Raw genomic sequence first — 26,005 nt, 5'->3', positions numbered from 1 at the left:
GGGTGCCGAAGGTGGGAGTCGAACCCACACGCCCTTGCGGGCAGCGGTTTTTGAGACCGCCGCGTCTGCCATTCCGCCACTTCGGCGCGGTGCTCGCCTAAGTATACGTGCTCTTGGGCCTGTGCGGCCACTGGCGTGGGGCGTGTTTGCCGGTGTCGCGGGGTGGTGCCTACAATGCCGCCACGATGACGTGCTGGCGCCGATCCGGCTCACGACGCCGAAGGAGGGTGCGTTCTGTCGTCGACCGCAATCGCGTTGGTGATCATCCTGGCACTCTACCTGCCCATTGTGGGCTACCTCTACGGCCGTCAGGGCCGCTGGGCCGGGGCGGCCGGATGGGCATTGCTCGTGGTGAGTGTGGCGGGGTTCGGCACCGGGGCGTCCCGGTCGTTCACCTGGGGAGGGCTGGTCTTCCTGGCCGCGGCGATCTTCGGGTTGATGCTGGTGGCGTTCGACGTGGCCGTGCGAGCGCGTGGGCGGTGAGGCGGCATAGACTCCCCCCACCAGTGGGTGCCCGACAAGGACGGGGCGATGGCCGAGAGGGGTTCGCGGATGGCAAGCGACCACGTTAGGAGCGAGCAAGCGATCGGGCGGGATTCGGCAAGCCCCCGGACCCAAGAACATGCCCCGATTCATACGGCCGGGAAGCGGGAGGTCGACCTTTACGTCCGCACGTACAACACGCTCCTCCAGAGTTCGGGGCCGATCAAGGTTGAAACGCTGGAGCCGGCCCACCTGAATATCCAATCGAGCCTGCACGCAGGCGCCCTGGAAAAGGCGCCGGATATGAATGCGTTCATGTACAGCACCCTCCGGCTCCCGGCGAGCATGGTTCAGGTCCAGCACATCGTGCTGGGACAGTCGGCCTACAACTTCGCCCAGGCCGGCTACCCGGACCTGGAGCGGTGGGAACGCGTGACCGCGCCGGGTCGGCGACGGCGCTGGTGGTACGACGGCAAGGCGATCCTGGCCGCGTTCGTCGCCTCGGCGTCGGACCTCGACGATCTGGTGCCGACCATCGTCGCGTGGCAGATCGAGTGGAACAAGATGCACGCGATCATCGCCGGCGACGACCACCTGCGGTCGCTGATCGCCGAGGCGGCGGGCTCCGGCGGCAACGTGGCGCCGCAGGTGGTCGAGGAGATCCGCGAGCGGCTGATGATCGCACCGAACGACTGGGAGCGTCTGGCGGGAGCCTGGGGTGACCGGCTGTGGGAGAACCTGGAGCTGGTGGCGCAGGACAAGAAGCGGCTGACGCTCCAGATGCTCGGCGGCACGTATGTCGGCTACGCGCGGACGATCCACCGCTGGTGGACGCCGATCGAGAAGCTGCTGCTGGAGCGCGAGCTGATCGACCGCCCGATCTACTTCATCTCCTCCAACACCCACAGCATCGTCAACATCCTCTCCGGCACCGCCCGCCGCCGGCGAGATCGGCTCATCCGCTTCGTCGAGGAGACGGAGAATCGCGAGCTGCTGCCGGAACTCCGGGCCATGCAGGCCGGGACCAGCCGCAGCAACTGGGACAACTTCCTCTACTACACCGCGCGGCTCTACTACGGTGTCCACCCGGAGGAACGTGCCGCCCGCAATGCCGAAGAAGAGGAGCGCGGGATTACGACGATCGAGCCCGAGGCGGGGGTGGACGTCGCCGTCCAGATCATCGAGCTGAATCGCCTCCGGCCGGAAGACTTCGACCCGCGCCTGCGCGCGCTCGGGGAGCTCCGGCCGGAGGGCTCCGACGCCGTGGTGATCAACATCAACTACCCGCTCGGCATGGCCGCATACCATATTTTCTCGCGGATCGCGATGAGCACCCACCAGATCAAGGGGGTCTACATCCTCGGGAAGGCGGCCACGCTCAACGCCCGCATCGGCGACGTCATGATCCCCGACGTGGTCTTCGACGAGCACAGCGGCAATACCTACTGGCTGCGCAACAGCTTCGGCGTCGAGGATCTGACACCCTTCCTGGTCTACGGCTCAGCGCTTGACCACCAGCGCGCCGTGACGGTGCTCGGCACCTATCTGCAGAACCGCGAGTACCTCGACTTCTTCTACCGCGAGAACTACACGGTGGTGGAGATGGAGGCCGGGCCGTATCTGAGTGCGCTCTACGAGGATACGTTCCTGACCCGGCATGGGCAGGGGGAGCACGTGAACCTGGCCGAGATCCCGATCGATCTGGGGATCATCCACTACGCGTCGGATACGCCGTATACGCGCGCGCAGACGCTCGGCGCCCGCGGCCTCTCCTATTACGGGATGGATTCGACGTACGCATCGACGCTGGCGATCGTCCGACGGGTGTTTGAGCAGACGGGGATCCTCCGCCCGGCGGCGCCGCGGCACAACTGACGGCGCCGCGCGGGCTACGTCTTGATGCGAATCCAGCCGGGCGGGTCGCTGGCGGGGAACGATCCCTTCGATGCCTCTTCGACGACGTCCTGTGACACATCCTCGGCCGTGGGGGTCGGGGCAACAGGCACCGGCGCGGGCGTGCGGCGACGATACCAGCGAACCGCACCCCCCACCACGAGGCCCACCAGCGCTAGGCGAAGGATATATTCACCGCGCATGCGTTTCCCCCTTCCCGCGGCGGGGTGACGGGCAACTACCCGGCCGCCACCTCCCGCTCGATACAGGCAAGCACCGACTGGTTGATCCGCTCCACCATCGACCCGATCCGGTCGCCGACGACCCTGGCGAGCACACCGCTGAGGCTTACGTCGGTGTGCCACCGAACCAAGGTGCCGTCACCGTCCGGCTCAAGCTCCACGGTGTTGACCAGCTTGGCCTTGCCGAAGAAGTCGCCGCCCTGCACCTGCATCACGGCGCGCCGCGGAGCATCCCGCTCCAGCCAGGTTCCCTCGCACTTGAGCCGCTGCCCATAGGCGTGGAGCTCAAAGGTGAAGCGCCGGTCGTCGACCACCTTGACGTTCTCGAAGCCCTCCGCACACGCGCCGTAGCGGTTCGGATCGGTGAGGAAGTCCCACACTGCTTGCGGGGCGGCCGCGACCTTGCCCTGCCCACTGTACTCCATCGCCTGGCCTCCTTCATGTTCGGTCCACCCGGTCCCATCACCGGAACCATTGTGCCCCATCTTCAGCGTAGCCGCATCCTGCGCACCGCTCGTGCCCAGGCCACGACCCGGCGGGACCGCCGTCCCACCCCAATAGGGACTTGTTGGCGATCGGCTCGCGTTGACCGGTGCGAACACGTGTACGTACATTCGAGGCGGACGAGATGCGTGGCCCATCTCCCCGTCGCGCGTTGCCCATCGGCCCGATCTCCTCGCAACGGTCGCTCAAGCACCCGGCAGCCGCTGGGCTGCCGGGGGTGCCACGTGGAGGATGCACGGTTCATGCGGAAGCTGCTCGGGTTCCGGAGGCTGCTGGTCTTGACGGTCGCCCTCGGCCTTGCCACGGGCGTCGGTCTCGCCGTGGTCCATCAGACGCACGCGGTGACCTACACCGTGACCGACTTCAGCGACGTCCCCGACGCCGCGCCGGGCGACGGCACCTGCGAGACGGCGCCGGGCAACGGCGTCTGCACGCTGCGCGCGGCGATCCAGGAGGCCAATGCCGCAGCCGGTCCTGCGGTAATCGCGCTGCCGCAAGGCACGTTCACGCTCACGCTGACCGGAACCGGGGAAGACGCGGCCGCCACCGGTGACCTCGATATCACCGACACGCTGACCATCACCGGCGCCGGCGCGGGTCGGACGTTCGTCGATGCCGCCGGAATCGACCGCGTGTTCCACGTCCACGCTGGCGCGTCGCTCGAGCTCAACAACCTCACGACGCGCGGAGGAGACACGACCGGCCAGGTCACCGCGGACGGCGGCGCGATCCTGAATCAGGGCACCCTGGCGCTGGTGAATGTCACGGTCGAGGACAGCGTCGCCGGAGGCGCGGGCGGCGGGGTCTACAACGGCGGCACCGCTACCCTGACCAGCAGCGCGGTGATGCGGAGTCGCGCCGCGGGCGGCAACGGCGGCGGGATCGCCAACGCGGGCGAGCTGACCGTGAACCGCAGCCTGGTCCAGCAGAACACGACGGAGGGCAACGGCGGCGGCATCGCCAATGCGGCCGCGGGGACCGTCACCCTCACCCACAGCAACGTCAACGGCAACGTCGCGGGCATCGACGGCGGTGGGTTGTCCAACGACGGCGGCACCGTGCGGATCGAGGACCAGAGCGGGCTGACAGGGAACGAAGCGGGCGCCTCGGGCGGGGCGCTCCGCAACCAGGGCGGCACCCTCACCGTCACCGATGCCAGCATCACGAGCAACCGGGCACGCACCGGCGGCGGGCTGGCCACCGTCGGCGGCAGCGTGGAACTCACCCGAATCACCATCAGCGACAACAGCGCGGACGATGGCGGCGGGATCGCCGGTGGCGCGCTGACGCTGACCGGCAGCACCGTAAGCGGCAACCTAGCGGCTGTCCGCGGCGGGGGGATCCTCGCCGATGGGGCGACGATGGAGATCGCCGACACGGCGGTGGTGGACAACACCGCCCGTACCGGCCCCGGTGGCGGCATCCTGAACCTCGGCACGCTCACCGTTACCGGCGGCACGGTCAGCCGCAACGTCGCCGAGGCCGGCAACGGGGGCGGCATCGCGAACGAGGGCACGCTCACCCTCGCCGACGGCACCACGGTCGATTCGAACGTGGCATCGGCGGGCGGTGGCGTCGCCAACACCGGTACGGTCGATCTGACGGGGATCACTCTCCGCGGGAACCGTGCGGCCGGCTCCGGCGGCGGGGTGAGCAATGCGGGCACGCTGGCGTTCGACGGGGTGCTGCTCGCCAGCAACCTGGCGGAAGTGGATGGAGGCGGCGTTCACAACGCCCAAGGTGCGACGGTGACGCTGCGCGACACGACAGTGGCGGACAACATCGCTCGCGCGGGCGAGGGCGGCGGGATCGCCAACGCCGGGGAGGTCCACGTGGCGTTCTCGACCCTAAGCGGGAACACGGCTGCCACCCTCGGGAGCGGGCTGGCGAACCGGGGCACCGCCACCGTGACCAACGCCACGGTGAGCGGCAACGTCGGCGCCAACACCGGTGGCGGCATCTACACCGGAACCGGCGGCGAGACGACCGTGCGCAGCACCACGATCGCCTACAACGGCGCCCGTGGCGGCGGCAATCTGGCGAACGAAGGCGGCACGCTCACGCTCGGCAGCACGATCGTCGCGAACAGCCTCGTCAGCGCGAACTGCACCGGCCCGGTGACCTCACTCGGCTTCAATCTGGAGGACACCGATAGCTGCGGGCTGAACCAGAGCGGCGATCGCACGCTCGCCCCGGCCGTGCTCGGCCCGCTCCAGCAGAACGGGGGCGCGACCGCGACGCACGCGCTCGGCCCCGGGAGCGCCGCCATCGACGCCGGAGATCCGGCGAACTGCCCGGCTGAGGACCAGCGTCACGTGACCCGTCCCCAGGGGGACGGCTGCGACATCGGCGCGTTCGAAGCACAACCGACTGCGGCGACGCCGACCGCCACACCCGGGGCGACCCCGGTCGCGACGCCCGACGCCGAGCCAAGCGTCACGCCGAGCGCCACGCCCGTCGCCACACCGTCGCCCGAACCGGAGCCCACGCCGACCCCGACGGCCACGCCGCTGCCGACGCCGTTCCCAACGGTGACGCCCTGGCCGACGTTCACGCCCACGCCGCTGCCGACCGCGACACCGACCCCGGCACCCGGGAACAACATCCGGCTGCCCAACACCGGCGGACAGTAGGTAGGGAGCGGGGCGGATGCAACGACGCAGTTGGCAGCGGGTGCACCGCACCGCGAGCGTTCCGGCCGCGCAGCGCACGGCCCCGCTCCCGCGGGCCGGTGCTGCGGCCGCCGCGATCGGCTGGCGCGATCTCCTGACGACCGGACCGTCATCCCCATTCGCGGCCGCGGCGGTGCTCATCACCGCCGGACTGCTTGCCGCGGCACTGGCCTTCGGCGCGTTCCGCGCCGTGACCTGGTTGACCGCCGGTGACCGGCACGGATCGACGCACCAGGCGGCCGTGCCCGAGAGCACACGGACCACCATCTACACTATCGCGCCGGGTCGCCCATCGCCGACCCCCACAGCAGAGGCTCCCACGGCGACCGCTGTCCCGGGCGCCTCGTCCCACGCACCCGGCCCGAACGATGCCGCGATCGAGCGGCTCGTCATCCCCGACCTTGGCGTCGACGCGCCCGTGGTGGTCAGGGGGCTGGATGCGCACCGGGTGATGGAGGCCCCGGAGCAGCCGCAGGAGGTGGTCTGGTACGACTTCACCAGCTTCCCCGGTCGCCCCGGCAACGCCGTGTTCTCCGGGCACCTGGACTATCCCGCCGTCGGGCCCGCGGTCTTCTGGGATCTGCCCTCGATCGAAGTGGGGGAACTGATCGAGGTCGTCCTCACCGACGGGACGACGTATCAGTACCAGGTGGTGAGCAAGACGGTCTACCGCGAGGCGACCGCACCGGTCGAGCAGATCGTCGGCCCAACGCCGACCGAGTCAATCACCCTCATCACCTGCGCCGGGATCTTCGACCGCACCATCGGCCGCTATGAGGACCGCCTCGTCGTCCGCGCCGAGCGCGTTGCCTGAACGGTTCACACCGTCGGCGCGGACGACACGGACGTGCCGCGAGCGCCCCGCCTCGGTCTGGACGCCCTGCGCAGCCGTTTCAGCGTGCAGGTTGGTGAGAGGAGGTATCCGGCGGGGTGGTGACGGATGCGTCGCCGGACGTGGGTTCACCGGACGGCTGCTGGGCGAGCCGGCCGGCGAGCATGCCCTGGAAGGATTGCAGGACTCCCCGCGTCGCCAGCGGGTCGGCGCCGCCGCTTGCCCGGTGCACGGCCAGCACCGCCGCCGCGTCGTCCGGGCTCAACTCGGTCAGAAACGAGAGCTGCTGCCCGCTGGCGCCCACGACGATCACCCGCTCGCCGACACGTACCAGGTGCACGGTCCCCTGTGCACCGAGGCTGAGCGCGTCGATCGACTCCAGCAGTCGCCCACTGCTGACCGGTGCCGCCACGCGGGTGTTCAGATAGCGCAGGCCACGCAGGATGGCGTAGGCGGCGAGGAGCACGATCGCCAGGGGGATGATCATGCCGACCCACAGGCTCCAGAAGGAACCCGACGAGGTCGCCGTCGCGTCCTGCTCGAGTTGCGCGTAGCCCTGCGCCAGGTAGCCGGTGGTGTCGGAGGGTGTGCCCACGGTGCCGCTCGCGCCCCCGTCCGACCCCGGAAAACCCAGCGCCTGGAGGACGAGGTAGCCAACGATCAGCAGCGCGGCCACCGCGAACCAGAGGCGAGCCGAGCGGCCGCCCCACCGCGCCCCCTGTTGCGCCCCACCGGGAGACTGCCGCCACTGCCACATCGCCCTGCTCCTCCTCGAAACCCACCAGCGGTGCGGGTCGTTGGACCGGTGTGCTCACGGCCGTGATGCGCGGGTACGCACGCGCTATGCGGCCTGCGCGATTCAGGATGATGCCCGGCGTGGTCCGCCGGTACCCCGTGCTCTCTCGTCATCCTGCGTGAACGAGACCACGCGCCTGCGACTACACTCACCCGCTGCCCAGGCGACGCTCAGGTGGGACGATCTCGACGACCCGGACGGCGAACTTCTCGTCTACCACCACGACCTCGCCGCGCGCGATCAGCGTCTTGTTGACCATGATGTCTACCGGCTCGCCCGCCAGCCGGTTGAGCTCCACCACCGAGCCAGGGCGCAGGCCAAGGATGTGCTTGATCTGCATGCGGGCCGTGCCCAGTTCGGCGGTCAGTTCGACCTCAACGTCGCGCAGGAACTCGATGCTCTGTGGTCCCCCGGTCTGGGACTCCTGGCTCAGCGTCATGAAGGCAGCCGGGTGAACGCTGGCGGCCGCGTCCTTGGCCTGCTCGCCCGGGGCCGCGGCCTCACCCTGCCCCTCCGGGCGATCGAACGACTGCCAACTGACCGATCCGGCCGCGCCAGGGCGCTCGGGCGGCGTGTTGCTCATTCCTGGGTCTATCCTCTCCACCTACGGGACGACGGTGTCGTCCGTGACCCGCTCGACGATGCGCACCGCCAATTGGCCGGCAATCTGACCAGGTTGCCCGAGGAAGCGGACCCGGTCCTCAACCAGCACCGGCAAGGCGCTATCGGCGGCGGTGTCGAGCCGGATGACATCTCCCACCTCGACCTGGAGCAGATCGGCCACCCGCACGGTGACCCGCCCCAGCTCAACCCGGACCGCCAGCGACACCCGTTCCAGTTGGGCCGCGAGATCGCGCTCCAGTTGTTCACCGACCTCGGTGCGCGGGTTAGCAAACAGCAGCCGGGCGTTCAGCCGTGGGAGGATCGGCTCCAGCATCGACGCCGGCAGGCAGATCGTCAAGCGCCCGTTCGCCCCCTCCATCCGCACCTCGTGCCGGATCACCAGCGCGATCTCGCTGGGGAGGAGCCCCTGGACCTGCATTGCGCCCAGAGCCACCTCACAGTGCGGTGCACGGAGCGAGGTCACCTGCTCCCATGCGTTCACGAACTCGTCGAACAGCCCCTGCCCCAACTCTTGCAGCAGGAGCATCTCAATCTCGGTGACGGCGGCACCGGCGCGCGGCGCCGGGGCCGAGTCACCCGGCCCGCCGAGCATCCGGTCGATGACGAGGAACGAGAGGTCCATGTCGATCTGCATGATCGCCTGCCCGACGAGCGGGTCGAGCGGACTGATGAAGAGCGTCGTCGGGAAGGGCAGATCGTCGAGGAATTCCCCCAGCGTCGACTGCTCGACATGGACGAGGGAGACATGGACGGCGGCGCGGACCTTGGAGGCCAGGAAGTTGGCGGCGAAGCGCCCGAACCCCTCCTGGATCGCCTGAATCGAGCGCAGGTGATCCTTGGAGAACTTGTCCGGTCGGCGGAAGTTGTAGGGCACCGGTGAGCCCGACACGTTGGACAGCCTCCTGTCCGCGTCACGGTCCGGCGACACGACGAGCAACGGGGAGCCTGCTACTGGATGACGAACTGGGCGAAGTACAGCCCGGTGATCTGATACTGCCGCAGGAGCGGCTGCAGGCTCTCAATCAACTGCTCGCGCAGCGCCTCTTTCCCCTCCGGGGTCGTGACCTCCGCGACCGTCTTCGCCGTCAGCACGGAGGTGAGGATATCCTGGATTTGCGGCTTGATCGGCTCGAGCCGGGCGTTGAGGGTCGCTTGCTGCTTTTCGAGCTCCTCGGTCGAGAGTTCGGACCCCACGACGCCGGGCACGTGCAAACTGAGAACGATCTCAGTCTTAAGATACCGGAAACCGCCCGGATCGGCGAGATTGACCACACGCTCTCCGAGCGTGACCGGCACTCCCACATCGACCCCCGCCGGTGGCGGCGCCGTTATCGTCTCCCCGGCATCGGTGTTCCCGAGCTGGATGCTGATCCCGCCCGGAACCAGGCGCGGGAGCACGAACACCGCCCCAACCAGGAGAACCACGATCAGGGCGCCGACTCCACCCATCATGAGGAGGAGCTTCTTGTTCGCGTCCTGTGTCACATCAGCGCTGTGCATCTCTGCGTCCATCTAATTCGCCACCCCCCTCCTCAGTCATGTCAACCGGTGGAACCCGGTTGGACGATGACCAGGTCCACCCGCCGGTTCTTCCGTCGCCCTTCCAACGTGCGGTTGTCGGCGCGCGGCCGATACTCGGCGTAGCCGACTGCCGCCAGCCGCTCGGGCGGCACGCCCTGCACGTCGGAGAGATAGCGCACGGTACTGACCGCTCGCATCGTCGACAGCGCCCAGTTGTCGGGGTAGTTCGGATTCGAAGGCGGAACGTTGTCGGTGTGACCCTCCACCCGCACCGGGAACGGCATCGGACCGATGATGGCGGCGATGTCGGCGAGCACGCGGTATGCATCCGGGCGGAGTTGTGCCTCACCCGGCGGGAAGAGCACGGAGTCCGCCAGGTGGATCACGATCCCCTCCTGTGTCAACTCGACGTCAGCCGCATCGAGCCCCAGATCGTAGCGCTGCACCAGCGCCGCGATCTGCCCGCGGACGGCCAGGAAGCTCATGAAGCGAACGTCCTGCTCCGCCAGTTGCGGGCCGAGCGGCTGCCCCGGCTCCATCACTTCAACACGGAAGGCCTGCTGCACCGAGGTGCTGAAGCGTTGGAACTTCGCCGAGTCGGCCTTGGAGATCGAGTACATCACCACGAAGAAGACGAGCAGCAGCGTAATCAGGTCGGCGTAGGTGATCAGCCACCGCTCAGCCGATGCTTCTTCTGCGTGCTCGTGCCGCCGCCGGGCCATGCCGCTTTACTCGCCCCCTTCCGCCATCGCCCGCGCCGCCGCAGCCGGCACCGCCGATGACGACGCGGCGGCACGATCGGTGGGCGGCAGCGCCGCCGTCAGCTTCTCCCGCAGCACCCGCGGGTTGTCGCCGGCCTGCAAGCCCATGACCCCCTCGACCACGAGCCAGCGCTCGTCCGCCTCCTGCTCGCTGCGGAGCTTCAGCTTGTTGCCGATCGGGATCCAGATCAGGTTGGCCGAGGAGACACCATAGAGCGTGGCCAGGAAGGCGACCGCGATGGCCGGCCCGAGTTCGTCCGGCGAGCTGAGATTGGAGAGAACATGGATGAGGCCCATAACCGTGCCGATGATGCCCATCGTCGGGGCGAAGCCCCCCATGGTCGAGAACATCCCGTAGCCGCGGGCGTGGCGGGCCTCCATGGCCTCAATGTCGCGCTCGAGGATGGAACGGGTGACCTCCGGGTCGGTCCCGTCAATGACGAGCATGACGGCGCGCTGGAGGAAAGGATCATCGATGACGCGGTCTTCCAGTGCCAGCAGGCCGTCGCGCCGCGCCACCTCAGCCAGCGTGACCAGTTCGTCGATCAGGGCGCGGCGGCGATCGGACGGCGCCTTGAACGCGCGGAGGATCAAACTGGGGATGCGCTTCGCCTCGTCGAGCGAGTGGCTGGCGATGGTGGCGCCGAAGGTCCCACCGAAGACGATCATGAAGGCGGTGAGGCCGAGGAGCGACGTCAGGTGCCCGCCCTCGAGCACGAAGGCCGTCACCAGCGCCACGACGCCGAGGATGAGACCGATGATCGTCGCCAGATCCATGATCGCTACCGCTCCTGCGGGGCCGGGTCCGCCGTCGGCTCATCGGCTGCCGGCGCGTCCTCGGTCCCAACTCCTGTCTTCACACGCTCCGGCCCGCGGACAGCCCGCTGGTAGGCCAGCACCCGTTCGACCACCACCTCCGCCGGCTCGCGGACGACCACTTTGCGGTGGTTCACCAGGGTGATGACCGTGTCGGGCACTGCTTCGATCGACTCGATCAGATCGGCGTTGAGAACGACAACGGAGCCGTCAAGCCGCGTGACCGTGACCATTCACGCCCCATCTCCTCATCCGGCACGGGGTGCACCCGGCCGTCTGGGCCATTCTAGGAGTGTCCGTTCACCCATCACAACCGGAAGATAGTCCCAATCGCCGATGGCCTCATGTAGGACTCTCAGCCACTTGCAATCCTTGCTCAATGTACGTACACTGTGGACGTACAGATAGCGTGCTGTGCCAGGGAGCGTGCGATCCGTCGCACGCGGCGCATCCGGGTCTTGTCTGGAGGATCCCTGTCGTGGTCCGCGACCGCGTCCAGAACGACGACCGCATGACGGCAGGCGTGCCGCAGCGGGCGCGCCGCCTGCGCCGCGCCGCCCTGATTGGGCTGCTCGCGAGTGCCATCCTCTGGCTCCCCTCCTGCACCGCCGACGCCCAACTGGGCGACGCGCAACTGCGCATCGACTCCGGTGGGGCGGCCACCGGCAGCGCCGGGACCGTCAACTCGGGGCTGGAGCTCTTCTTCCTTCTTACCTTCTTGGCGCTCCTGCCCACGCTGCTGATGATGGTCACCTCGTTCACGCGGGTCATCATCGTCCTCTCGTTCGCGCGCAACGCGATCGGCGTCCCCCAGCTCCCGCCGAACCAGGTGCTGCTGGGCCTCGCCCTGTTCCTGACCATCTTCATCATGGCGCCCGTCTGGCAGGAGGTGAACCGCACCGCGCTCCAGCCCTACCTGGCCGGCGAGATCCCGCAGGCGGAGGCCATGGACCGCGCCGTGCGCCCGCTGCGCCAGTTCATGCTGCGCCAGACGCGGGAGCGCGACCTCGCCCTCTTCATGCAGCTCGGCCAGCAACCCCGCCCTCGCACGCCGGACGACGTCCCGACCTGGGTGCTGGTGCCCTCCTTCATCGTCAGCGAGCTGAAGACCGCCTTCCAGATGGGCTTCGTGATCTTCATCCCCTTCCTCATCATCGACATGATCGTCTCCAGCGCGCTGATGTCGATGGGCATGATCATGCTGCCGCCGGTCGTCGTCTCCTTGCCCTTCAAAGTGCTCCTGTTCGTGATGGTCGACGGCTGGGACCTGATCGTCCGGTCGCTCGTGATGAGCTTCCAATGAGCGGGCGAGGAGACAGCGCATGAGCGAGATGCTGGTTCTGGAGCTGACGCGCGACTCGATCGCGACGCTGCTGCTCGTCCTCGCCCCGTTGCTGCTCGCGGCGCTGGTCGTCGGGCTGGTCGTCAGCATCTTCCAGGCAGTGACGCAGGTGAACGAGGCCACCCTGACCTTCGTGCCCAAGATGGTGGTGATGTTCATCGTGCTGCTGGTGGCCGGGCCGTGGATGGCCGATCAGCTCGTGCGCTTCACCGTGCGGCTGTTGACGCTGCTGCCGCAGTTGACCCGGTGACGGAGGGCTCGGATGACGATCGCGTCGCCGCTCGTCCCCCAATCGATCGCCGTCTTCCTGCTCATGGTCACCCGCATCGGCACGATGCTGATGTTTATGCCCGGCTTCGCCGGCCGGAGCGTGCCCCCGGCGATCAAGGTGGTCGCGGCGCTCGCGTTGTCGCTGGTACTGGTGCCGTTCAACCGGCCTGACGCCGCGACGCTGACCGACCCAGGGCACTTCACCGTGGGAATGGCGCGCGAGTTCCTCCTCGGCCTGCTGATGGGCTTCGGCGTCGCCGTCGTCTTCGGCGCGATCGAGATGGCCGCGAGCCTCGCCGGCGCCCAGATCGGTCTCAACCTGAGCACGATGTTGAACCCGTCGCTCGGCCTGCAAGGAACGCCAATCAATACCTTCTATCTCGTGACCGCCGCGCTCGTCTTCTTTAGCGCAAACGGGCACCACCTGGTGCTGATGGCGCTGTATCGAAGCTTCCAGACCGTGCCGGTCGGGAGCGCCGCGCTCGCTGACAACGCCGGGACGGCCATCATCGCGCTCGTCAGCCTCATGTTCGTCGACGCCCTGCGCATCGGCCTGCCGGTTGCCGGGACGCTGCTCGCCGTGGACGCCTGCCTCGGCGTGCTGAACCGCATGGTGCCGCAGATGAACGTCTTCTTCGTCGGGTTGCCGGTCAAGCTCTTCGCCGGCTTCGGCGTGCTGCTCTTGACGCTTCCATTCCTGCTCCGGGTTCTGGCGCCGATGGTCACCGGCGGCGTGATTGAGGCGATCGGCCGGGCCGGCGCGGTGGTGCGGTAGCGGGAGGGACGGGAATGGCCGAGGAGCGCACGGAACGCGCGACACCAAAGCGACGACACGACGCCCGGCGCCAGGGCGACGTGCCGCGCAGCGCCGAACTGAGCGCCGCGGCCGGGTTGCTCGGCGCGCTCGCGTTCCTCCAGTGGTACGGCGGCCAGGCGGCCGGCACGCTCACCGGGTATTTCCGCGGCACCTTCGGCGGGCTGAGCCCGAGCGACCTCACCCCGCTCGCCATCCAGAACCTGGCCTGGGAGTCGGGCATGGTGTTCGCCCGGGTGGTCGGCCCGCTCGTGGCGGTGGTCCTCGTGGTCGGGGTCGTGGCGGGGGTGGCCCAGAGCGGCCCCGTCTTCGCCCTGTCCGCGCTCAAGCCCGACTTCAAGCGAATCAGTCCTGCCAGCGGGCTGAAGCGCATCCTCTCCCGCCGGGGCGCGTTCGAGACATTCAAGGCCCTGGTCAAGCTGGTCATCATCGTCGCCGTGACCTACCCCGTGTTACGGGCCGAGGTAGCCCACTTCGCGTCGCTGACCGGCGCCCACCCCGTGAGCATCGCCGAGGCGGTCGGGCGGACGCTGGTCAAGGTTGGCCTGCGCGCGGCGGGCGCCTTCTTCATCCTGGCCCTGGCCGACTACGCCTTCCAGCGCTGGGACTACGAGCGGCGGCTCCGCATGACCCGCCAGGAGCTGCGCGAGGAGCTGCGCCAGACCGAAGGCAACCCGGAGCTGAAGTCGCGCATCCGTCAGCTCCAGCGACAACTGGCGCGCGGGCGCATGATGCACGCCGTGCCCAAGGCCACGGTGGTCGTGACCAACCCGACCCACCTGGCCGTCGCCATCCGCTACGAGATGCGAACCATGCCGGCGCCGGTCGTGGTGGCCAAGGGCAGCGGCCTGACCGCCGAGCGCATCAAGCAGATCGCCCGCGAGCACGCCATCCCGGTGGTCGAAAACAAGCCGCTGGCCCAGGCGCTCTACCGCATGGCGGACGTCGGGGCCGAGATCCCGATCGCACTCTATGAGGCAGTGGCGGACGTGATCGCCTACGTCTACCGGCTGCGGACGCGGCCGGCGTGGGGCGCGGGAAGTGAGCAAGGCACATGGTAACGACGGCGAGCAATAGCACGCCGGTCACCGGCTTCCGGCGGCTCACCCAGTACAGTGATGTCGTCCTGGCAATGGGCGTCATCATGATCGTCACCATGATGATCGTGCCCATCCCGCCCGCTCTGGTCGACGTGCTGATCACGCTCAACATCGCGGGCGCGCTCACGATCCTGCTGGTGTCGATCTACCTGCTGGAGCCGCTCCAGTTCTCGGCCTTCCCGTCGCTGTTGCTCCTGGCGACCCTCTACCGCCTCGGTCTGAACGTCACATCGACCCGGCTGATCCTGTTGCGCGGCGACGCCGGGGACGTCATCGCCGCGTTCGGGTCGTTCGTCGTCGGCGGTAACTACGTCGTCGGGATCGTCGTCTTCGTGATCCTGGTGGTGATCCAGTTCGTGGTGATCACCAACGGCGCCGGGCGCGTGGCCGAGGTCGCCGCCCGCTTCACCCTCGACGCCATGCCAGGGAAGCAGATGGCGATCGACGCTGATCTCAACGCCGGGCTTATCACCGAGGACGAGGCCCGAGCCCGGCGACAGCAGATCGCCCGCGAGGCCAACTTCTACGGCGCGATGGACGGCGCCAGCAAGTTCGTCAAGGGCGATGCCATCGCCGGCGTCATCATCATCATCGTGAACATCATCGGTGGGGTGATCATCGGCGCGCTCCAGCGCGGGTTGCCGATCGGCGAAGCGCTGCGGACCTACGCCCTGCTGACCGTCGGCGACGGCCTCGTCAGCCAGATCCCGGCCCTCCTCATCTCGACCGCGACCGGTATCATCGTCACCCGCGCTTCGACCTCCGACCACGACCTTGGGCACGACATGGTGCGCCAGGTTTTGAAGAACCCGCGGGCACTGGCCATCGGTGGCGCGCTGCTCCTCCTGCTGGGCGTGATCCCGGGCCTGCCCAAGCTGCCCTTCTTCCTGATCGCGGTCGCGCTGCTCGGCGCCAGCCAGCTCGTGCGCCAGCACCACCGGGCCGCGCCGGTCGAGGAGGCACCCGCCGAGACGCCCGCCGAAGACGACATGATGGACCTGCTGCGCGTCGACCCGATGGAGCTGGAGATCGGCTACGGCCTGATCCCGCTCGTCGACGAGACGCAGGGCGGCACGCTGCTGAAGCGCATCACGCTGGTGCGGCGGCAGGTCGCGCTCGACCTCGGCATCACGGTGCCGACCATCCGGATTCGGGACAACCTGCAACTGCGCCCCAACGAGTACCGCATCAAGCTGCGCGGAGTCGAGGTCGCCGGTGGCGAGGTCTACCCCGATCGGCTCATGGCCATGAACGCGGGCGGGGTCAGCGGCGAGATCGACGGGATCGACGGCCGCGAGCCGGCCTTCGGACTGGCGGCCAAGTGGATCCCGGAGAACCAGCGGATGCACGCCGAGGCACTGGGTTACACCGTGGTGGACCCGGCATCGGTGGTGACCACGCACCTGAGCGAGGTTATCCGCACCCACGCCGCCGACATCCTGCGGCGGCAGGACGTTCAGCGGCTGCTCGACGGCGTGCGACTGGAGCACCCGGCCGTGGTCGACGAGCTGGTCCCGCACCTCCTCTCCCTGGCCGAGGTCCAGCAGGTCCTCCAGCATCTCCTGCGGGAGGGGATCTCGATCCGCGACCTGGTCACCGTCTTGGAGGCGCTGGGCAACCACGCCCGGACGACCAAGGACGTGCCCACCCTGGCGGAGCACGTGCGCGCCGCGCTGGCGCCGGCCATTTCGGCCCGCTACGCCACGCCCGAGGGCGACCTCTACGTCCTGACCCTGCAACCGGAGGTCTCGTCCCACCTCGTCGACTCCTTGCAGGCCACCGAGTCCGGGCCGCAACTGTCGCTCGACCCTGAGTGGCTGCAACGTTTCTTGACGGCGATCGCCCGCGAGATGGAGCGGGTCGCCAGCCTTGGCCGCCAGCCGATCCTGCTCGTGCCGGCCGGGATTCGGCTGGCTCTGCGGCGCGCAACCGAGCGCTCTCTGCCCAACCTGACCATCCTTTCCTACCGCGAGATCGCGCCCAACGTGCAGGTCCACGCTGCCGGCATGGTACGGGTGTAGGTGAAGCATGAGTCAGACGTTTCGTGCCGCGACGGTGACCGACGCCATCCGCCAGGCCAAGGAGGAACTTGGCCCCGACGCCCTCATCCTGGAGGTGCGCCGTGGCCCCTTTGATGGCGGGGTGGAAGTCGTCGCCATGACCGGTCAGACAGGAGAGTTTGCCGTAACCGGCTACGGCCACACCGGTCCGCTGCCGCGCATCGACGCCCTCGGCGCACTGCGCCGCCGGGCCTCCCGTGCGGCGAGTCCGCCGTCCGGGGCCGTGGACCCGAACGACCCTGGGCGGTCGTGGGGGCCGGACGAGCTCGACGTCGACTTCATCCGCCAGTACGGCGTGAGCGAGCGCCTGGCAAGCGACCTGGCGATGGCCTGCGGGGCGGGCTCGGCGCTGCGTCGACACGCGGCCGTCACCCACGTCCTCCAGCGCCGCATCAGCACCGACGATCTGGTCAGGACGGGACAGGAGCGCGTCGTCGCCGCGCTGGTCGGGCCGTCCGGCGTCGGCAAGACCACCACCATCGCCAAGCTGGCCGCGATCTTCAGCGCCAGCCGCGGGCGCCGCGTGGCGCTGATTACCACCGACACCTACCGCGTGGGCGGCATCGCGCAGCTCAAGACCTTCGCCGAGATCCTGCAGCTTCCTTTCTATACGGTCTACACGCGCGAGGATCTGGACCACGCACTCGAGGAGACGGCCCAGGCGGATCTCGTGCTGGTCGACACGCCGGGCTGCAATCCCTACGACGCGGCCATGCTGAAGGAGATGCGGAATCTGATCGCGAGCAACACCCCAGTCACCTGCTACCTCACCCTCGCCATGACCGGCGATTTCGACGAGTTGATCGCGGCCAGCCAGCGCTTCGCCCTCTTCAACCCGGCGGGCCTGATCGCGACCAAGCTTGACGAAACGCGCCGCGGCCCCGCCGTGATCGGGCTCGTGGAGCACATCCGGCTGCCGCTCACTTACACCTGCGCCGGACCGCTCGTGCCCGACGACATCTCGGCGGCGTCCCCGGCTGCGCTGGCGGATCTGCTGCTCAGCGCCATGGAGTACCGCTACCAACGGGAGCTGGTGCGGCAGTGACGTGGATGAGCCTGACGCCTAGTACGTACGTACCATGTCGTCGCCCAAAGCCGGTACGGAGGTCAGTCGGGATCGATGACGCTCGGCCCGAGAAAACCGCGACGGACGGGCCATGTTGGAATGGACGGACCTGCCGTAGCATCGAGTCGCGACTCCGAAACAGCGATGTCACGGGCCGCCGAACTGGCCGGCACCGGGCGTCGCACGGATGGGCTGGAGGAGAGGCCAGATATGTGGAAGCCCCGACGCCAGCCGGGGACACGCGAGCAAATCTTCCTGCTGGCGATTGGTGTCTTCCTCACCGTCTACATCGTCACCCTGGTGCGGACCCGGTCGATCGAGTGGGTGCTGCTCGCCAGCACTGGCGCCTTCGCGATCACCATCTGCGCCGGCCTGCTCATCACCGAGGTCATCGCTCCCCCGCCCCCGGCCGAAGAGCCGACCGCGCAGGAAGAAGAGCCGGAGGAGGATCGGGGGCGCGTGATCGACTTCACCCTCCCCGACGAGCAGGGCACGCACCACGATGGAGCCCTGGCCGGCGATTAGCGTCCGCACGCCGTGACGCCACGAGATGAGGGATACGCCGGAGATGAGCACCGCGTCGATCACTGTGGGAAGCCCAGAAGCAGGTCCGGCCCTGTGGCGCCGCTACGCCATCGCGCGCGACGGCGGTACCCGCGAGGCGCTGATCCGGCAGTACGCCCCCCTCGTCAAGTACGTGGTGGACCGGTTGCGGATCGCGCTGACCGCCACGCTCGACCGCGACGACCTGCTGGGGTACGGCACCATCGGGCTGATCGAGGCCATCGATCGCTTCGACCCGGAGCGCGGCGTCAAGTTCGAGACCTTCGCCATCCAGCGCATCCGTGGATCGATCATCGACGCGGTGCGAACCCTCGACCTGGTGCCGCGCACCGCCCGGCAGCGGGCCCGCGCCATCGAGCAGGCCTACCGGGAAATCTTCACCGCGACGGGCCGCATGCCGTCCGAGGAGGAAGTGGCTGCCCACCTGGGCATGACCATCGACACCTTCCGACAGGCAGTCCAGGACGCGGCCTGCGCGATTCTCCCGCTCCAGCAGCCCGACCGCGACGGGGAGAGCACGCTGGAGGACACCCTCCCCGACGCGCAGGCGACCGAGCCACTCGACGCCGCCGTGCAGGCCGACATGGTGCACCGCCTCGCCGCGGCGCTGGAGCGCCTGCCCGAGCGGGATCGCCTGGTGGTGACGCTCTATTACTACGAAGAGCTGACGCTGCGGGAAATCAGCGAGGTGCTGGGGATCACCGAGTCACGGGTGAGTCAGTTGCTCAGCCGCGCTCGGCTACAGCTCCGCGCCTTGCTCCACGAAGGTGGTGTGAGCGCGGACGACGTGCTCGCATAAAGGGGGATATTGACCAGAACCATGGACGGGCTCTCGGTTTCGCCATATCTGCAAGTTCTTGGGCTGATCGCCGGCCTCGGCGTGGCCTCGGTCGCCGGCTGGACGGCCAACATCGCCCTGGGGAAGAGCCGGCACATGCGGCGTGAGGTCGAGGAGATGCGCCAGGAGATCCGCCGCCTCCGGCGGGAGATCGTCAGCGCCACCACGGTCGCGGCGAACGCCGCCGCACCGGTGCCGTCTCTGAAGGAGCGCGTGACGACCCTCCCGGCCGAAGGGCATTCCCTCGGTGGGCAGCCGCAGGCGCTCGCCTTCGGGCGCTCGGCTCCGAACACCGAGCCGCCCGACGTGAAGGAGATCGCGGCGCAGCTCGGCGTGCAGTCGCCGGAGGCGATCGAGCACCTGCTGAGCGGCCAGATATCGCTCGGCGCGGCGGCGCGCGAGCTGGGCACCGGCCGCCAGGAGGCCCGCCTGCTCTACTGGCTCCACGGACGCGGCGAACGGGGGCAGATCGATGCCTAGTAGCTGGCTGCGGCGCCTGCCCGTCGCACTGCTCGCGGTCGCGCTCGTCGCTGCCCCTGCACCGCACGCGGCCGCCGAGTCGTTCCCGACGCGCGTGATCGTCTCCCACGTGCCGACGATGGCGACCTGGGGGCCGGCCGACGCGAACGGCGTGGTCCTGGTCAACCTGGAAGAGGCAGATATCCGCGCCGATCTGCTGGGGCTCCCGGCCCTCCCGTCGAACGAGCGCTACCAGCTCTGGCTCATGAACTCAACCACCGGCGAGACCTACCCATTGGCTCGCTTCACCGCCGTCGAGGGCTCCACCACTTACGTCGACCAACTGCTGCCGGAGCCCATCCCCGACCGGGGCTGGGACTTCGTGATGGTCACCGTCGAGCCGGAGCCGGACCCGGACCCCGGACCGGATGCTCGCCGGGTGTTGGTCGGCAGCTTCCCCGGCACCCCGGCGGAGGTCCAACAGTTCCCGCCAACCCTCCCGCAGACCGGGCCGGCACCACAAGACACCGCCCCGAGCGTGCCGCTCGCACTTGGGGCGAACGCGGCGCTGCTCGTCGGCCTGGGCGCGCTGCGCCGCGCTCGGCGGCAGCGGCGCCCGGTCGCGGGGACCAGGGAGGACATATGATCCGCTCAATGTATCAAGCGGCAGCGGCCATGATGGCCGAATTCAGCCGCCAGCTCACCATCAGTGAGAACCTCGCCAACGCCAGCACGCCTGGCTACAAGGCGCGCCGCACGACCGTCCAGGACTTCCGGGAGATGTTCCTCAGCCGCTTCGCGGGCGGCAGCGCGGCGCCTCTCGGGTCGATCTCGACCGCCGTGCGACCGGAGGAACGGGCCGTCGACCTCAGCCAGGGCGCGCTCGTCGAGACCGGACGGCCGCTCGACCTCGCCATCGCCGGCACGGCCTTCTTCGCCGTGCAGACGCCGGACGGCGTGCAGTACACCCGCGACGGCCGCTTCCAGCTTGACGCTGACCGCCGCCTGGTGACCGGCGACGGGTTCCCGGTGCTCGGGCTCAACGGCCCGATCACCCTGCCCGAGGGCGAGATCCACGTCGACGCCGACGGCACGATCCGGGTGAACGGGGCACCGGCAGGTCAACTGCAACTCGTGGAGTTCCCTCCCGACGCCCCCGTGGAAGCCGTCGGGCAGAACCGCTTCGTCATCGACGGCGCCGGGCAACAGTCGGCGACGGCCGGTGTGAGCCAGGGCTTCGTCGAGCAATCGAACGTCGACCTGACGCAGTCGATGGTCGACATGCTGGAGGCAAGCCGCAGCTACGCGCTCGCCCAGCGCATGCTGCAGGTGTCTGACGCGACGTTGGGCACCGCGGTGAACGAGATCGGACGGGTCGTGTCGTAGCCGCCCAGGCGGTCGGTACGAGGAGGAACCGGATGACCAGTCTCTACGCGACCGGAGCCAACGGGTTGCGCGTCCAGCAGGCGCGGCTCGACACCGTCGCCAACAACGTAGCCAACCTCGGCACGACCGGCTTCAAGGTAGCGCGGGTGGACCCGGTGGACATGCCCCCGCAACCCCTGGAAGTGGCCCGCGCCGGGGGCGCCGCGGACCCCACCACCGAGATCGGCGAGGGGGTAACCATCGGTGGGATCAGCCGCGTCTTCGAGCCGGGAGACCCACGGCCGACCGGCAACCCGCTCGACGTCGCCATCCTCGGCCCGAACGCCTTCTTCGTCGTGACGACACCGGACGGCCAGACCCTCTACACGCGGGACGGTAACTTCCGCCCCGACGGCGCAGGCCAACTCGTCACGTCCGCGGGCGACCGGCTCACGCCGCCTGTCACGCTCCCGCCCGGCGCCCGCGTGACCGAGGTCACGCCCGAGGGGCGAATCCTCGCCACGCTGCCGGGGCAAGTGAACCCGGTCGAGGTCGGGCGCATCACCCTGGCGCGCTTCGCCAACCCGCAGGGACTGTCGGCCGCGGGACAGAACCGTTTCGCCGCCACGGTCGCCTCCGGGCCGCCGCAGGTGGGAACACCCGGGGCGAACGGCTTCCCTGTACTCCAGAGCGGCGCGTTGGAGGCATCGACGGTCGACCTGGCGGAGCAGATGACCACGCTGATCGAGGCCCAGCGCGCCTACACCGTCAACGCGCGGGCGCTCCAGACACTCGACGAGATGGTGGGCCTCGCGATCCAGGTACGCTCGTAACCGGGCGCCGGCCCGGAAATCGGGCACGACTGGCCCTTTAGGAAACGGAGCGCCTGTCCGATACTGTGAGTAGGACGTCTTCGTCCAGCGATGCAACCGGACCAGGCGCGAGTGGGAGCCAGAGATGATCGATCGGATCGGGACCAACAAGGCACGCGACGCCTACGCTACACGCGCCGAGGAGGCAAAGGCCACTCGCCGGACCGATCGCGACCGGTCGGTGACCGGTGCCGGCGGCGCGTCCACCGGGGAGGCCGAAGCCGTGGCGGTGTCCGAGGGGCTGCGCCAGATCCAGCGCGCGACTGAGGCAGTCCACACCAGCCCCGACGTGCGCGCCGATCGCGTGGCGGAACTGCGCCGCCGCATCGAAGCCGGGGAGTACCACGTGCCGGCCGAGAAGGTCGCGGCCAAGTTGCTCGGGCTCGGAGATGACCAGTCCTGAGAAAGAGCGCGGCGCCCTGGAGGCGCAGTCCCTCATCGAGGCGCTGATCGGGATCCAGCAGCGGCTGGTCGAGCGCCTGGAGGGCCTGCGGTCGGCCCTCGGCGACGGCGACCTCGATGCCGTGGCGGAGGTCGTCCGCCACGTCCTGACCCTCTGCGCCGATGCCGCCGGCATCCAGGACCGGCTCGAGTCCCAGTTCGCGGCGCTCGATGACACGGCACGCACCGCGCTCTCCGCACGCCTTCGCGATCTGGAGCGCGAGGCCGGCCGGGTCGCGCTCCTGCGCGATCAGATGGACGACCTCATTAACGCCCTCACCGGCGTGACCCACGAGACGATCATCGCCAACGATGAGCTCGCCCGTCGGCTAGCCGGCTATCGCCCCGGCGCCCAGGTTCGCGTCCGACCGCACCTGCTCGACCACACCGCCTGAGAGCCCGACCGGCATGCCGGCATCTCGCCTACTCCTGGTTCAGACGGGAACAAGGAATCGCCTCACCTACTGTCATCGTGAGCGGAATCGCCCGGCGCGGAGCGGTGGGCGGCGTATGGAGCGGCCGTCCTGATCCGAGAACCTGCGCTCCACGCAGGTTGACAGCGCAACCGCGGGTCCGGGACGCGGCGCGGACACGCCCAGGCCCTCAAGTTCCTGCGCCGCCTGCCGATAGTCGTAAACAGAGGGACGAAGAACACCGGGGAGGTCACGGACGTGTTCCCAACATTCGGACGGCTGGAAACATTGCTCCGCGCGCTGCAGACCCAGCAGCAGGCGATCGACATCACGAACCACAACATCGCCAACGCCAACACGCCCGGGTTCAGCCGCCAGGCCGCGGCGCTCGGGACCACCCCGCCCTATACCATCCCGACGCTGAGCGCGCCGCGGGTTGGTCAGATCGGCACCGGCGTCACCGTCCTCTCGATCCAGCGGATTCGCGAAGGGTTCCTCGACGTTCAGTACCGCACCCAGGCTGAGCAGCTCGGCATGAGTGAAGCCAAGACCACCATTTACCGCACGCTCGACACGCTGCTCAACGAGCCGAGCGAGACGGGCCTCGGCGCGGCGCTCGACAAGTTCTGGGCAGGCTGGGAAGAGGTCGCGAACCGGCCCGAGCACGTCCCCACGCGCCAGGCGCTCATCGAGGTGGCGCGGACGCTCGCCCAGCGCTTCAATGCCATGCGCAACCAGGTGCTGCAGCAGCGCGAGGAGGCCGCCCACCGGCTGGCGCTCGAGGCCGACCGGATCAATCAGATCGCCGAGCAGATCGCGAGCCTGAACGCCCAGATCCGCGGCGTCCTGGCGATGGGCCAGCAGCCCAACGACCTCATGGACACCCGCGACCAGTTGCTCGATCAGCTCGCACGGAGCATCGGCACGACCACGACCGTCACGCCGGACGGCGCGGTCAACGTCTACATCGCCGGCCACGCCCTGGTGGATCGAGACCAGACCGACGCCGTGCGCGTGACCTTCGACCCGGTCACGGGGAACGCGGGGCTGACGTGGGTTAGCGACGGCAGTTCGATCGACGTCACGCTCGGCGCCGCCGCCGGGCTGATCGAGATGCACAACGTCGCGCTGCCGGGGATCCTCGGCGACCTGGAAAACCTGCGCGACACGCTGGTGGCCGAGGTGAACGCGCGGCACCAGACCGGGTTCGGGCTCACCGACACCGGGCCGACGCCTCCCGGGCGCGATTTCTTCGAGATCCTGCCGAACGGCGACCTGCGCGTGCTCCCGGCGCTGACCGCAGACCCGTCGCTCCTTGCCGTGGCCTCTGCACCGGGAGTGCCGGGCAACGCCGACATCGCGCTCGACATCGCCGGGCTAACCGAGAAGCTCACCATGGGGGGCGGCACGGCGACCATCAACTCCTTCTACCAGACTTTGATCGCCCGCGTCGGGCGGGAAGCGGAGCGAGCCGAGGCCGACCGGGCGAACCAGGAAACCCTGTCCCGTGCCATCGACCGGCGCCGGCAGGAGGTCGCCGGGGTGTCGCTCGATGAAGAGGCGGTCAACCTGATCAAGTACCAGCACGCCTATCAAGCGGCAGCACGGGCGATGACCGTCGTGGATGAAATGCTCGATAAGTTGATCAACGGCACGGGCCTCGTCGGCCGGTAGGAGAGTGACCATGCGTGTCTCGACGGCGATGATGAGCGAGACCATCCTGTGGAACGTCACGCGCAACGCGGCGCGACTGGACCGCGTAGCCGACCAGATCAGCTCCGGTCGGCAGATCAGCCGGCCGTCTGACGATCCGGTCGGTACGGCCAACGTTCTCCAGCTCGACTCAACGCGCGCCCGCATCCAGCAGCACCTGCGCAACATGAACGACGCCCGCTCCTGGATCGATGCGACCGACCAGGCGCTGTCCAGCATCAATGCCAGCATCCAGCGCGCCCGCGAGATCACGCTCGCCGCCGCCAACGGCACGCTGGCGCCCGAGAACCGCGATGCGATCGCCACCGAGTTGCAGCGCATCCTGGAGTCGGCGATCGGCGCCGCCAACACGCGCCTCAACGGCCGGTACATCTTCGCCGGCCAGAAGACCGACACGCCGGCCTTCGGCGGGCCGCCCAACGCCCCGGTCTATCAGGGTGACTCCGGCCCGATCGTGCGCGTGATCGACGTCGGCGTCACCGCGACGATCAACGTGACCGGCGACACGGCCATCCTGCCGACCCTCAACGCCCTGGCCCAGGCGCACGCGGCCGTAGTCGCCAACGACCCGAACGCGATGCGCGCCGCCATCGACGCGCTCGACAACGCGCACACGGCGCTCCTCACGGCGCAGGCCCGCGCCGGGGCCATCGGCAGCCAGCTCGAAGAGCAGGCCTCCCGCCTGGAGGCGCTCGACCTGAGCGTGGCACGCCTGCGGAGTCAGATCCAGGATGTCGACCTGGCAAAGGCGCTGAGCGATTACTCAACGCTGCAAACCGTCTACCAGGCGTCGCTCGCCGCAGGCTCCCGCAGCATCCTGCCGAGCCTGTTCGACTACCTGGCATAAGTAGGCTGGAGAGGGATCACATGGCACTCGCCCACGCGATCGACGCGGTCACCGATGCCCCAGCCGGAATCACGGTGCTCTTCCCTGCGGGGTTGGTCGGCTTCCCCCGTTGGCGCCGATTCAACGTCGTGGAAGACCCGGAGACGCCCGAGTTCGCCCTGCTCCAATGCCTCGACGAACCGAGCGTGTCGTTACTCGTCGCCGCGGTCCAGCCACTCGTCCCCGGCTACCTCGACCATCTCGGACCGGGCGACCAGGCAGCCCTGGCCGCACTCGGCGTCGGGGCACGTCCAGAGGTCGACCTCTACTGCACCCTCACGGTACAGGAGTCGTCGGAGGTCACCGCCAACCTGGCCGGCCCACTCGTCATCGACCGGGAAGCCGGCTGCGGCACCCAGGTCGTCCTGACCGACTCGACCTGGCCCGTGCGGTACCCTCTCGGCACGGTCAGGGATTAGGTGCGCCCATGCTTGTACTCGCGCGGCGCGCCGGTGAGACCATCGTGATCAACGGTGAGATTCGGGTGACGGTTCTCAGCGTCGAGGGCGAGCGTGCGCGCCTCGGCATCGAGGCCCCGCGCTCCATCCCCATCGTGCGCGAGGAGATCTACGAAGCCGTGCGCGCCGAGAACCTCCAGGCCGCTCGCACCCCCCAGGATCCCGACCTCCTCCGCAAGCTCGGCCACACCCTCCGCCCC

The 26,005-nt window shown here is 68.9% G+C and carries 30 protein-coding genes, 1 tRNA gene and 1 pseudogene; 22 read left to right on the top strand and 10 right to left on the bottom strand.

Going from position 1 to position 26,005, the window contains the following annotated elements; translation table 11 throughout:
* Positions 1-3: 3 nt before the first annotated feature.
* A tRNA-Leu gene (locus IRZ30_RS05870) sits at positions 4-86 on the bottom strand.
* Positions 87-258: 172 nt separating this feature from the next.
* On the opposite strand from IRZ30_RS05870, the gene IRZ30_RS05865 reads away from it, so the two are divergent.
* The gene (locus IRZ30_RS05865; protein ID WP_294083893.1) at positions 259-483 is read left to right on the top strand and encodes a hypothetical protein; all 225 of its coding nucleotides are present in this window, start codon (positions 259-261) and stop codon (positions 481-483) included.
* 69 nt (positions 484-552) lie between these two features.
* The gene (locus IRZ30_RS05860) at positions 553-2,358 is read left to right on the top strand and encodes a hypothetical protein (RefSeq protein WP_294083891.1); all 1,806 of its coding nucleotides are present in this window, start codon (positions 553-555) and stop codon (positions 2,356-2,358) included.
* Between the two features lie 14 nt (positions 2,359-2,372).
* Here IRZ30_RS05860 and IRZ30_RS05855 read toward each other — a convergent pair whose 3' ends face one another.
* Together IRZ30_RS05855 and IRZ30_RS05850 are read right to left on the bottom strand one after the other, a co-directional pair.
* A complete protein-coding gene (locus tag IRZ30_RS05855) occupies positions 2,373-2,579 on the bottom strand; it encodes a hypothetical protein (RefSeq protein ID WP_294083889.1) in 207 nt (68 codons plus the stop codon).
* Positions 2,580-2,614: 35 nt separating this feature from the next.
* Positions 2,615-3,043, bottom strand: a complete 429-nt coding sequence (locus tag IRZ30_RS05850; protein ID WP_294083888.1) for an SRPBCC domain-containing protein — start codon at positions 3,041-3,043, stop codon at positions 2,615-2,617.
* A gap of 321 nt (positions 3,044-3,364) precedes the next feature.
* On the opposite strand from IRZ30_RS05850, the gene IRZ30_RS05845 reads away from it, so the two are divergent.
* Together IRZ30_RS05845 and IRZ30_RS05840 are read left to right on the top strand one after the other, a co-directional pair.
* On the top strand, positions 3,365-5,755 hold the full coding sequence (locus IRZ30_RS05845) for a choice-of-anchor Q domain-containing protein (RefSeq protein ID WP_294083887.1): 2,391 nt from the start codon (positions 3,365-3,367) through the stop codon (positions 5,753-5,755).
* 16 nt (positions 5,756-5,771) lie between these two features.
* Positions 5,772-6,608: a class F sortase gene (locus tag IRZ30_RS05840; RefSeq protein ID WP_294083885.1), complete on the top strand. Its 837-nt coding sequence runs from the start codon at positions 5,772-5,774 to the stop codon at positions 6,606-6,608.
* A 79-nt stretch (positions 6,609-6,687) separates the two neighbouring features.
* Here the strand turns inward: IRZ30_RS05840 and IRZ30_RS05835 are convergent, their stop codons facing one another.
* The 7 genes from IRZ30_RS05835 to IRZ30_RS05805 form a co-directional block, all read right to left on the bottom strand.
* A complete protein-coding gene (locus IRZ30_RS05835) occupies positions 6,688-7,383 on the bottom strand; it encodes a flagellar biosynthetic protein FliO (RefSeq protein WP_294083883.1) in 696 nt (231 codons plus the stop codon).
* 187 nt (positions 7,384-7,570) lie between these two features.
* Positions 7,571-8,005: a flagellar motor switch protein FliN gene (fliN, locus tag IRZ30_RS05830; protein WP_294083881.1), complete on the bottom strand. Its 435-nt coding sequence runs from the start codon at positions 8,003-8,005 to the stop codon at positions 7,571-7,573.
* Positions 8,006-8,026: 21 nt separating this feature from the next.
* Complete coding sequence (locus IRZ30_RS05825) at positions 8,027-8,935, bottom strand: FliM/FliN family flagellar motor switch protein (RefSeq protein WP_294083879.1); 909 nt, start codon at positions 8,933-8,935, stop codon at positions 8,027-8,029.
* A gap of 59 nt (positions 8,936-8,994) precedes the next feature.
* On the bottom strand, positions 8,995-9,558 hold the full coding sequence (locus tag IRZ30_RS05820; protein WP_294083877.1) for a flagellar basal body-associated FliL family protein: 564 nt from the start codon (positions 9,556-9,558) through the stop codon (positions 8,995-8,997).
* 29 nt (positions 9,559-9,587) lie between these two features.
* Positions 9,588-10,289: a flagellar motor protein MotB gene (locus IRZ30_RS05815; RefSeq protein ID WP_294083875.1), complete on the bottom strand. Its 702-nt coding sequence runs from the start codon at positions 10,287-10,289 to the stop codon at positions 9,588-9,590.
* 6 nt (positions 10,290-10,295) lie between these two features.
* Complete coding sequence (locus IRZ30_RS05810; RefSeq protein WP_294083873.1) at positions 10,296-11,105, bottom strand: flagellar motor protein; 810 nt, start codon at positions 11,103-11,105, stop codon at positions 10,296-10,298.
* Between the two features lie 5 nt (positions 11,106-11,110).
* Complete coding sequence (locus tag IRZ30_RS05805) at positions 11,111-11,377, bottom strand: flagellar FlbD family protein (RefSeq protein WP_294083871.1); 267 nt, start codon at positions 11,375-11,377, stop codon at positions 11,111-11,113.
* Between the two features lie 245 nt (positions 11,378-11,622).
* On the opposite strand from IRZ30_RS05805, the gene fliP reads away from it, so the two are divergent.
* From fliP to csrA, 18 genes and pseudogenes are all read left to right on the top strand, one after another.
* Positions 11,623-12,447 carry a flagellar type III secretion system pore protein FliP gene (fliP, locus tag IRZ30_RS05800; RefSeq protein ID WP_294083869.1) on the top strand — a complete coding sequence of 275 codons (825 nt, stop codon included), beginning with the start codon at positions 11,623-11,625 and terminating at the stop codon, positions 12,445-12,447.
* 19 nt (positions 12,448-12,466) lie between these two features.
* The gene (gene fliQ / locus IRZ30_RS05795) at positions 12,467-12,736 is read left to right on the top strand and encodes a flagellar biosynthesis protein FliQ (RefSeq protein WP_294083867.1); all 270 of its coding nucleotides are present in this window, start codon (positions 12,467-12,469) and stop codon (positions 12,734-12,736) included.
* A gap of 12 nt (positions 12,737-12,748) precedes the next feature.
* On the top strand, positions 12,749-13,531 hold the full coding sequence (gene fliR / locus IRZ30_RS05790) for a flagellar biosynthetic protein FliR (protein ID WP_294083865.1): 783 nt from the start codon (positions 12,749-12,751) through the stop codon (positions 13,529-13,531).
* 14 nt (positions 13,532-13,545) lie between these two features.
* Entirely contained in the window at positions 13,546-14,631 is a 1,086-nt protein-coding gene (flhB, locus tag IRZ30_RS05785; RefSeq protein WP_294083863.1) for a flagellar biosynthesis protein FlhB, read from the top strand.
* Complete coding sequence (flhA, locus tag IRZ30_RS05780) at positions 14,625-16,691, top strand: flagellar biosynthesis protein FlhA (protein ID WP_294083861.1); 2,067 nt, start codon at positions 14,625-14,627, stop codon at positions 16,689-16,691. The genes flhB and flhA overlap by 7 nt, the downstream gene beginning before the upstream one ends.
* Before the next feature lie 7 nt (positions 16,692-16,698).
* Complete coding sequence (locus IRZ30_RS05775; RefSeq protein WP_294083859.1) at positions 16,699-17,775, top strand: hypothetical protein; 1,077 nt, start codon at positions 16,699-16,701, stop codon at positions 17,773-17,775.
* Between the two features lie 231 nt (positions 17,776-18,006).
* On the top strand, positions 18,007-18,321 hold the full coding sequence (locus IRZ30_RS05770) for a hypothetical protein (RefSeq protein ID WP_294083857.1): 315 nt from the start codon (positions 18,007-18,009) through the stop codon (positions 18,319-18,321).
* 43 nt (positions 18,322-18,364) lie between these two features.
* On the top strand, positions 18,365-19,159 hold the full coding sequence (locus tag IRZ30_RS05765) for a FliA/WhiG family RNA polymerase sigma factor (RefSeq protein ID WP_294083856.1): 795 nt from the start codon (positions 18,365-18,367) through the stop codon (positions 19,157-19,159).
* 9 nt (positions 19,160-19,168) lie between these two features.
* The gene (locus tag IRZ30_RS05760; RefSeq protein ID WP_294083854.1) at positions 19,169-19,678 is read left to right on the top strand and encodes a hypothetical protein; all 510 of its coding nucleotides are present in this window, start codon (positions 19,169-19,171) and stop codon (positions 19,676-19,678) included.
* Positions 19,665-20,303, top strand: a pseudogene (locus IRZ30_RS05755) (anti-sigma factor); the annotation flags it as partial. The gene IRZ30_RS05760 and the pseudogene IRZ30_RS05755, both read left to right, overlap by 14 nt.
* Entirely contained in the window at positions 20,300-21,043 is a 744-nt protein-coding gene (gene flgF, locus IRZ30_RS05750) for a flagellar basal-body rod protein FlgF (protein WP_294083850.1), read from the top strand. The pseudogene IRZ30_RS05755 and the gene flgF, both read left to right, overlap by 4 nt.
* 32 nt (positions 21,044-21,075) lie before the next feature.
* The gene (locus IRZ30_RS05745; RefSeq protein WP_294083848.1) at positions 21,076-21,855 is read left to right on the top strand and encodes a flagellar hook-basal body protein; all 780 of its coding nucleotides are present in this window, start codon (positions 21,076-21,078) and stop codon (positions 21,853-21,855) included.
* A 124-nt stretch (positions 21,856-21,979) separates the two neighbouring features.
* On the top strand, positions 21,980-22,297 hold the full coding sequence (flgM, locus tag IRZ30_RS05740) for a flagellar biosynthesis anti-sigma factor FlgM (RefSeq protein WP_294083846.1): 318 nt from the start codon (positions 21,980-21,982) through the stop codon (positions 22,295-22,297).
* Positions 22,284-22,730, top strand: a complete 447-nt coding sequence (locus tag IRZ30_RS05735; RefSeq protein ID WP_294083844.1) for a hypothetical protein — start codon at positions 22,284-22,286, stop codon at positions 22,728-22,730. The genes flgM and IRZ30_RS05735 overlap by 14 nt, the downstream gene beginning before the upstream one ends.
* 276 nt (positions 22,731-23,006) lie before the next feature.
* Complete coding sequence (gene flgK / locus IRZ30_RS05730) at positions 23,007-24,422, top strand: flagellar hook-associated protein FlgK (RefSeq protein WP_294083842.1); 1,416 nt, start codon at positions 23,007-23,009, stop codon at positions 24,420-24,422.
* A gap of 10 nt (positions 24,423-24,432) precedes the next feature.
* Positions 24,433-25,308 carry a flagellar hook-associated protein FlgL gene (gene flgL / locus IRZ30_RS05725; RefSeq protein ID WP_294083840.1) on the top strand — a complete coding sequence of 292 codons (876 nt, stop codon included), beginning with the start codon at positions 24,433-24,435 and terminating at the stop codon, positions 25,306-25,308.
* Between the two features lie 20 nt (positions 25,309-25,328).
* Positions 25,329-25,766 (top strand): flagellar assembly protein FliW, encoded by a 438-nt coding sequence (locus IRZ30_RS05720; protein WP_294083838.1) that lies wholly within the window; start codon positions 25,329-25,331, stop codon positions 25,764-25,766.
* A gap of 8 nt (positions 25,767-25,774) precedes the next feature.
* Positions 25,775-26,005, top strand: a 231-nt coding sequence (csrA, locus tag IRZ30_RS05715) for a carbon storage regulator CsrA (protein ID WP_366945322.1), incomplete at its 3' end; no start/stop codon positions are given.

Source organism: Sphaerobacter sp., assembly GCF_019683595.1.
Taxonomy (GTDB): Bacteria; Chloroflexota; Chloroflexia; order Thermomicrobiales; family Thermomicrobiaceae; genus Sphaerobacter.
Note: the sequence above shows the minus strand (reverse complement) of the source record. Positions and strands in the feature narration are given on the sequence as shown.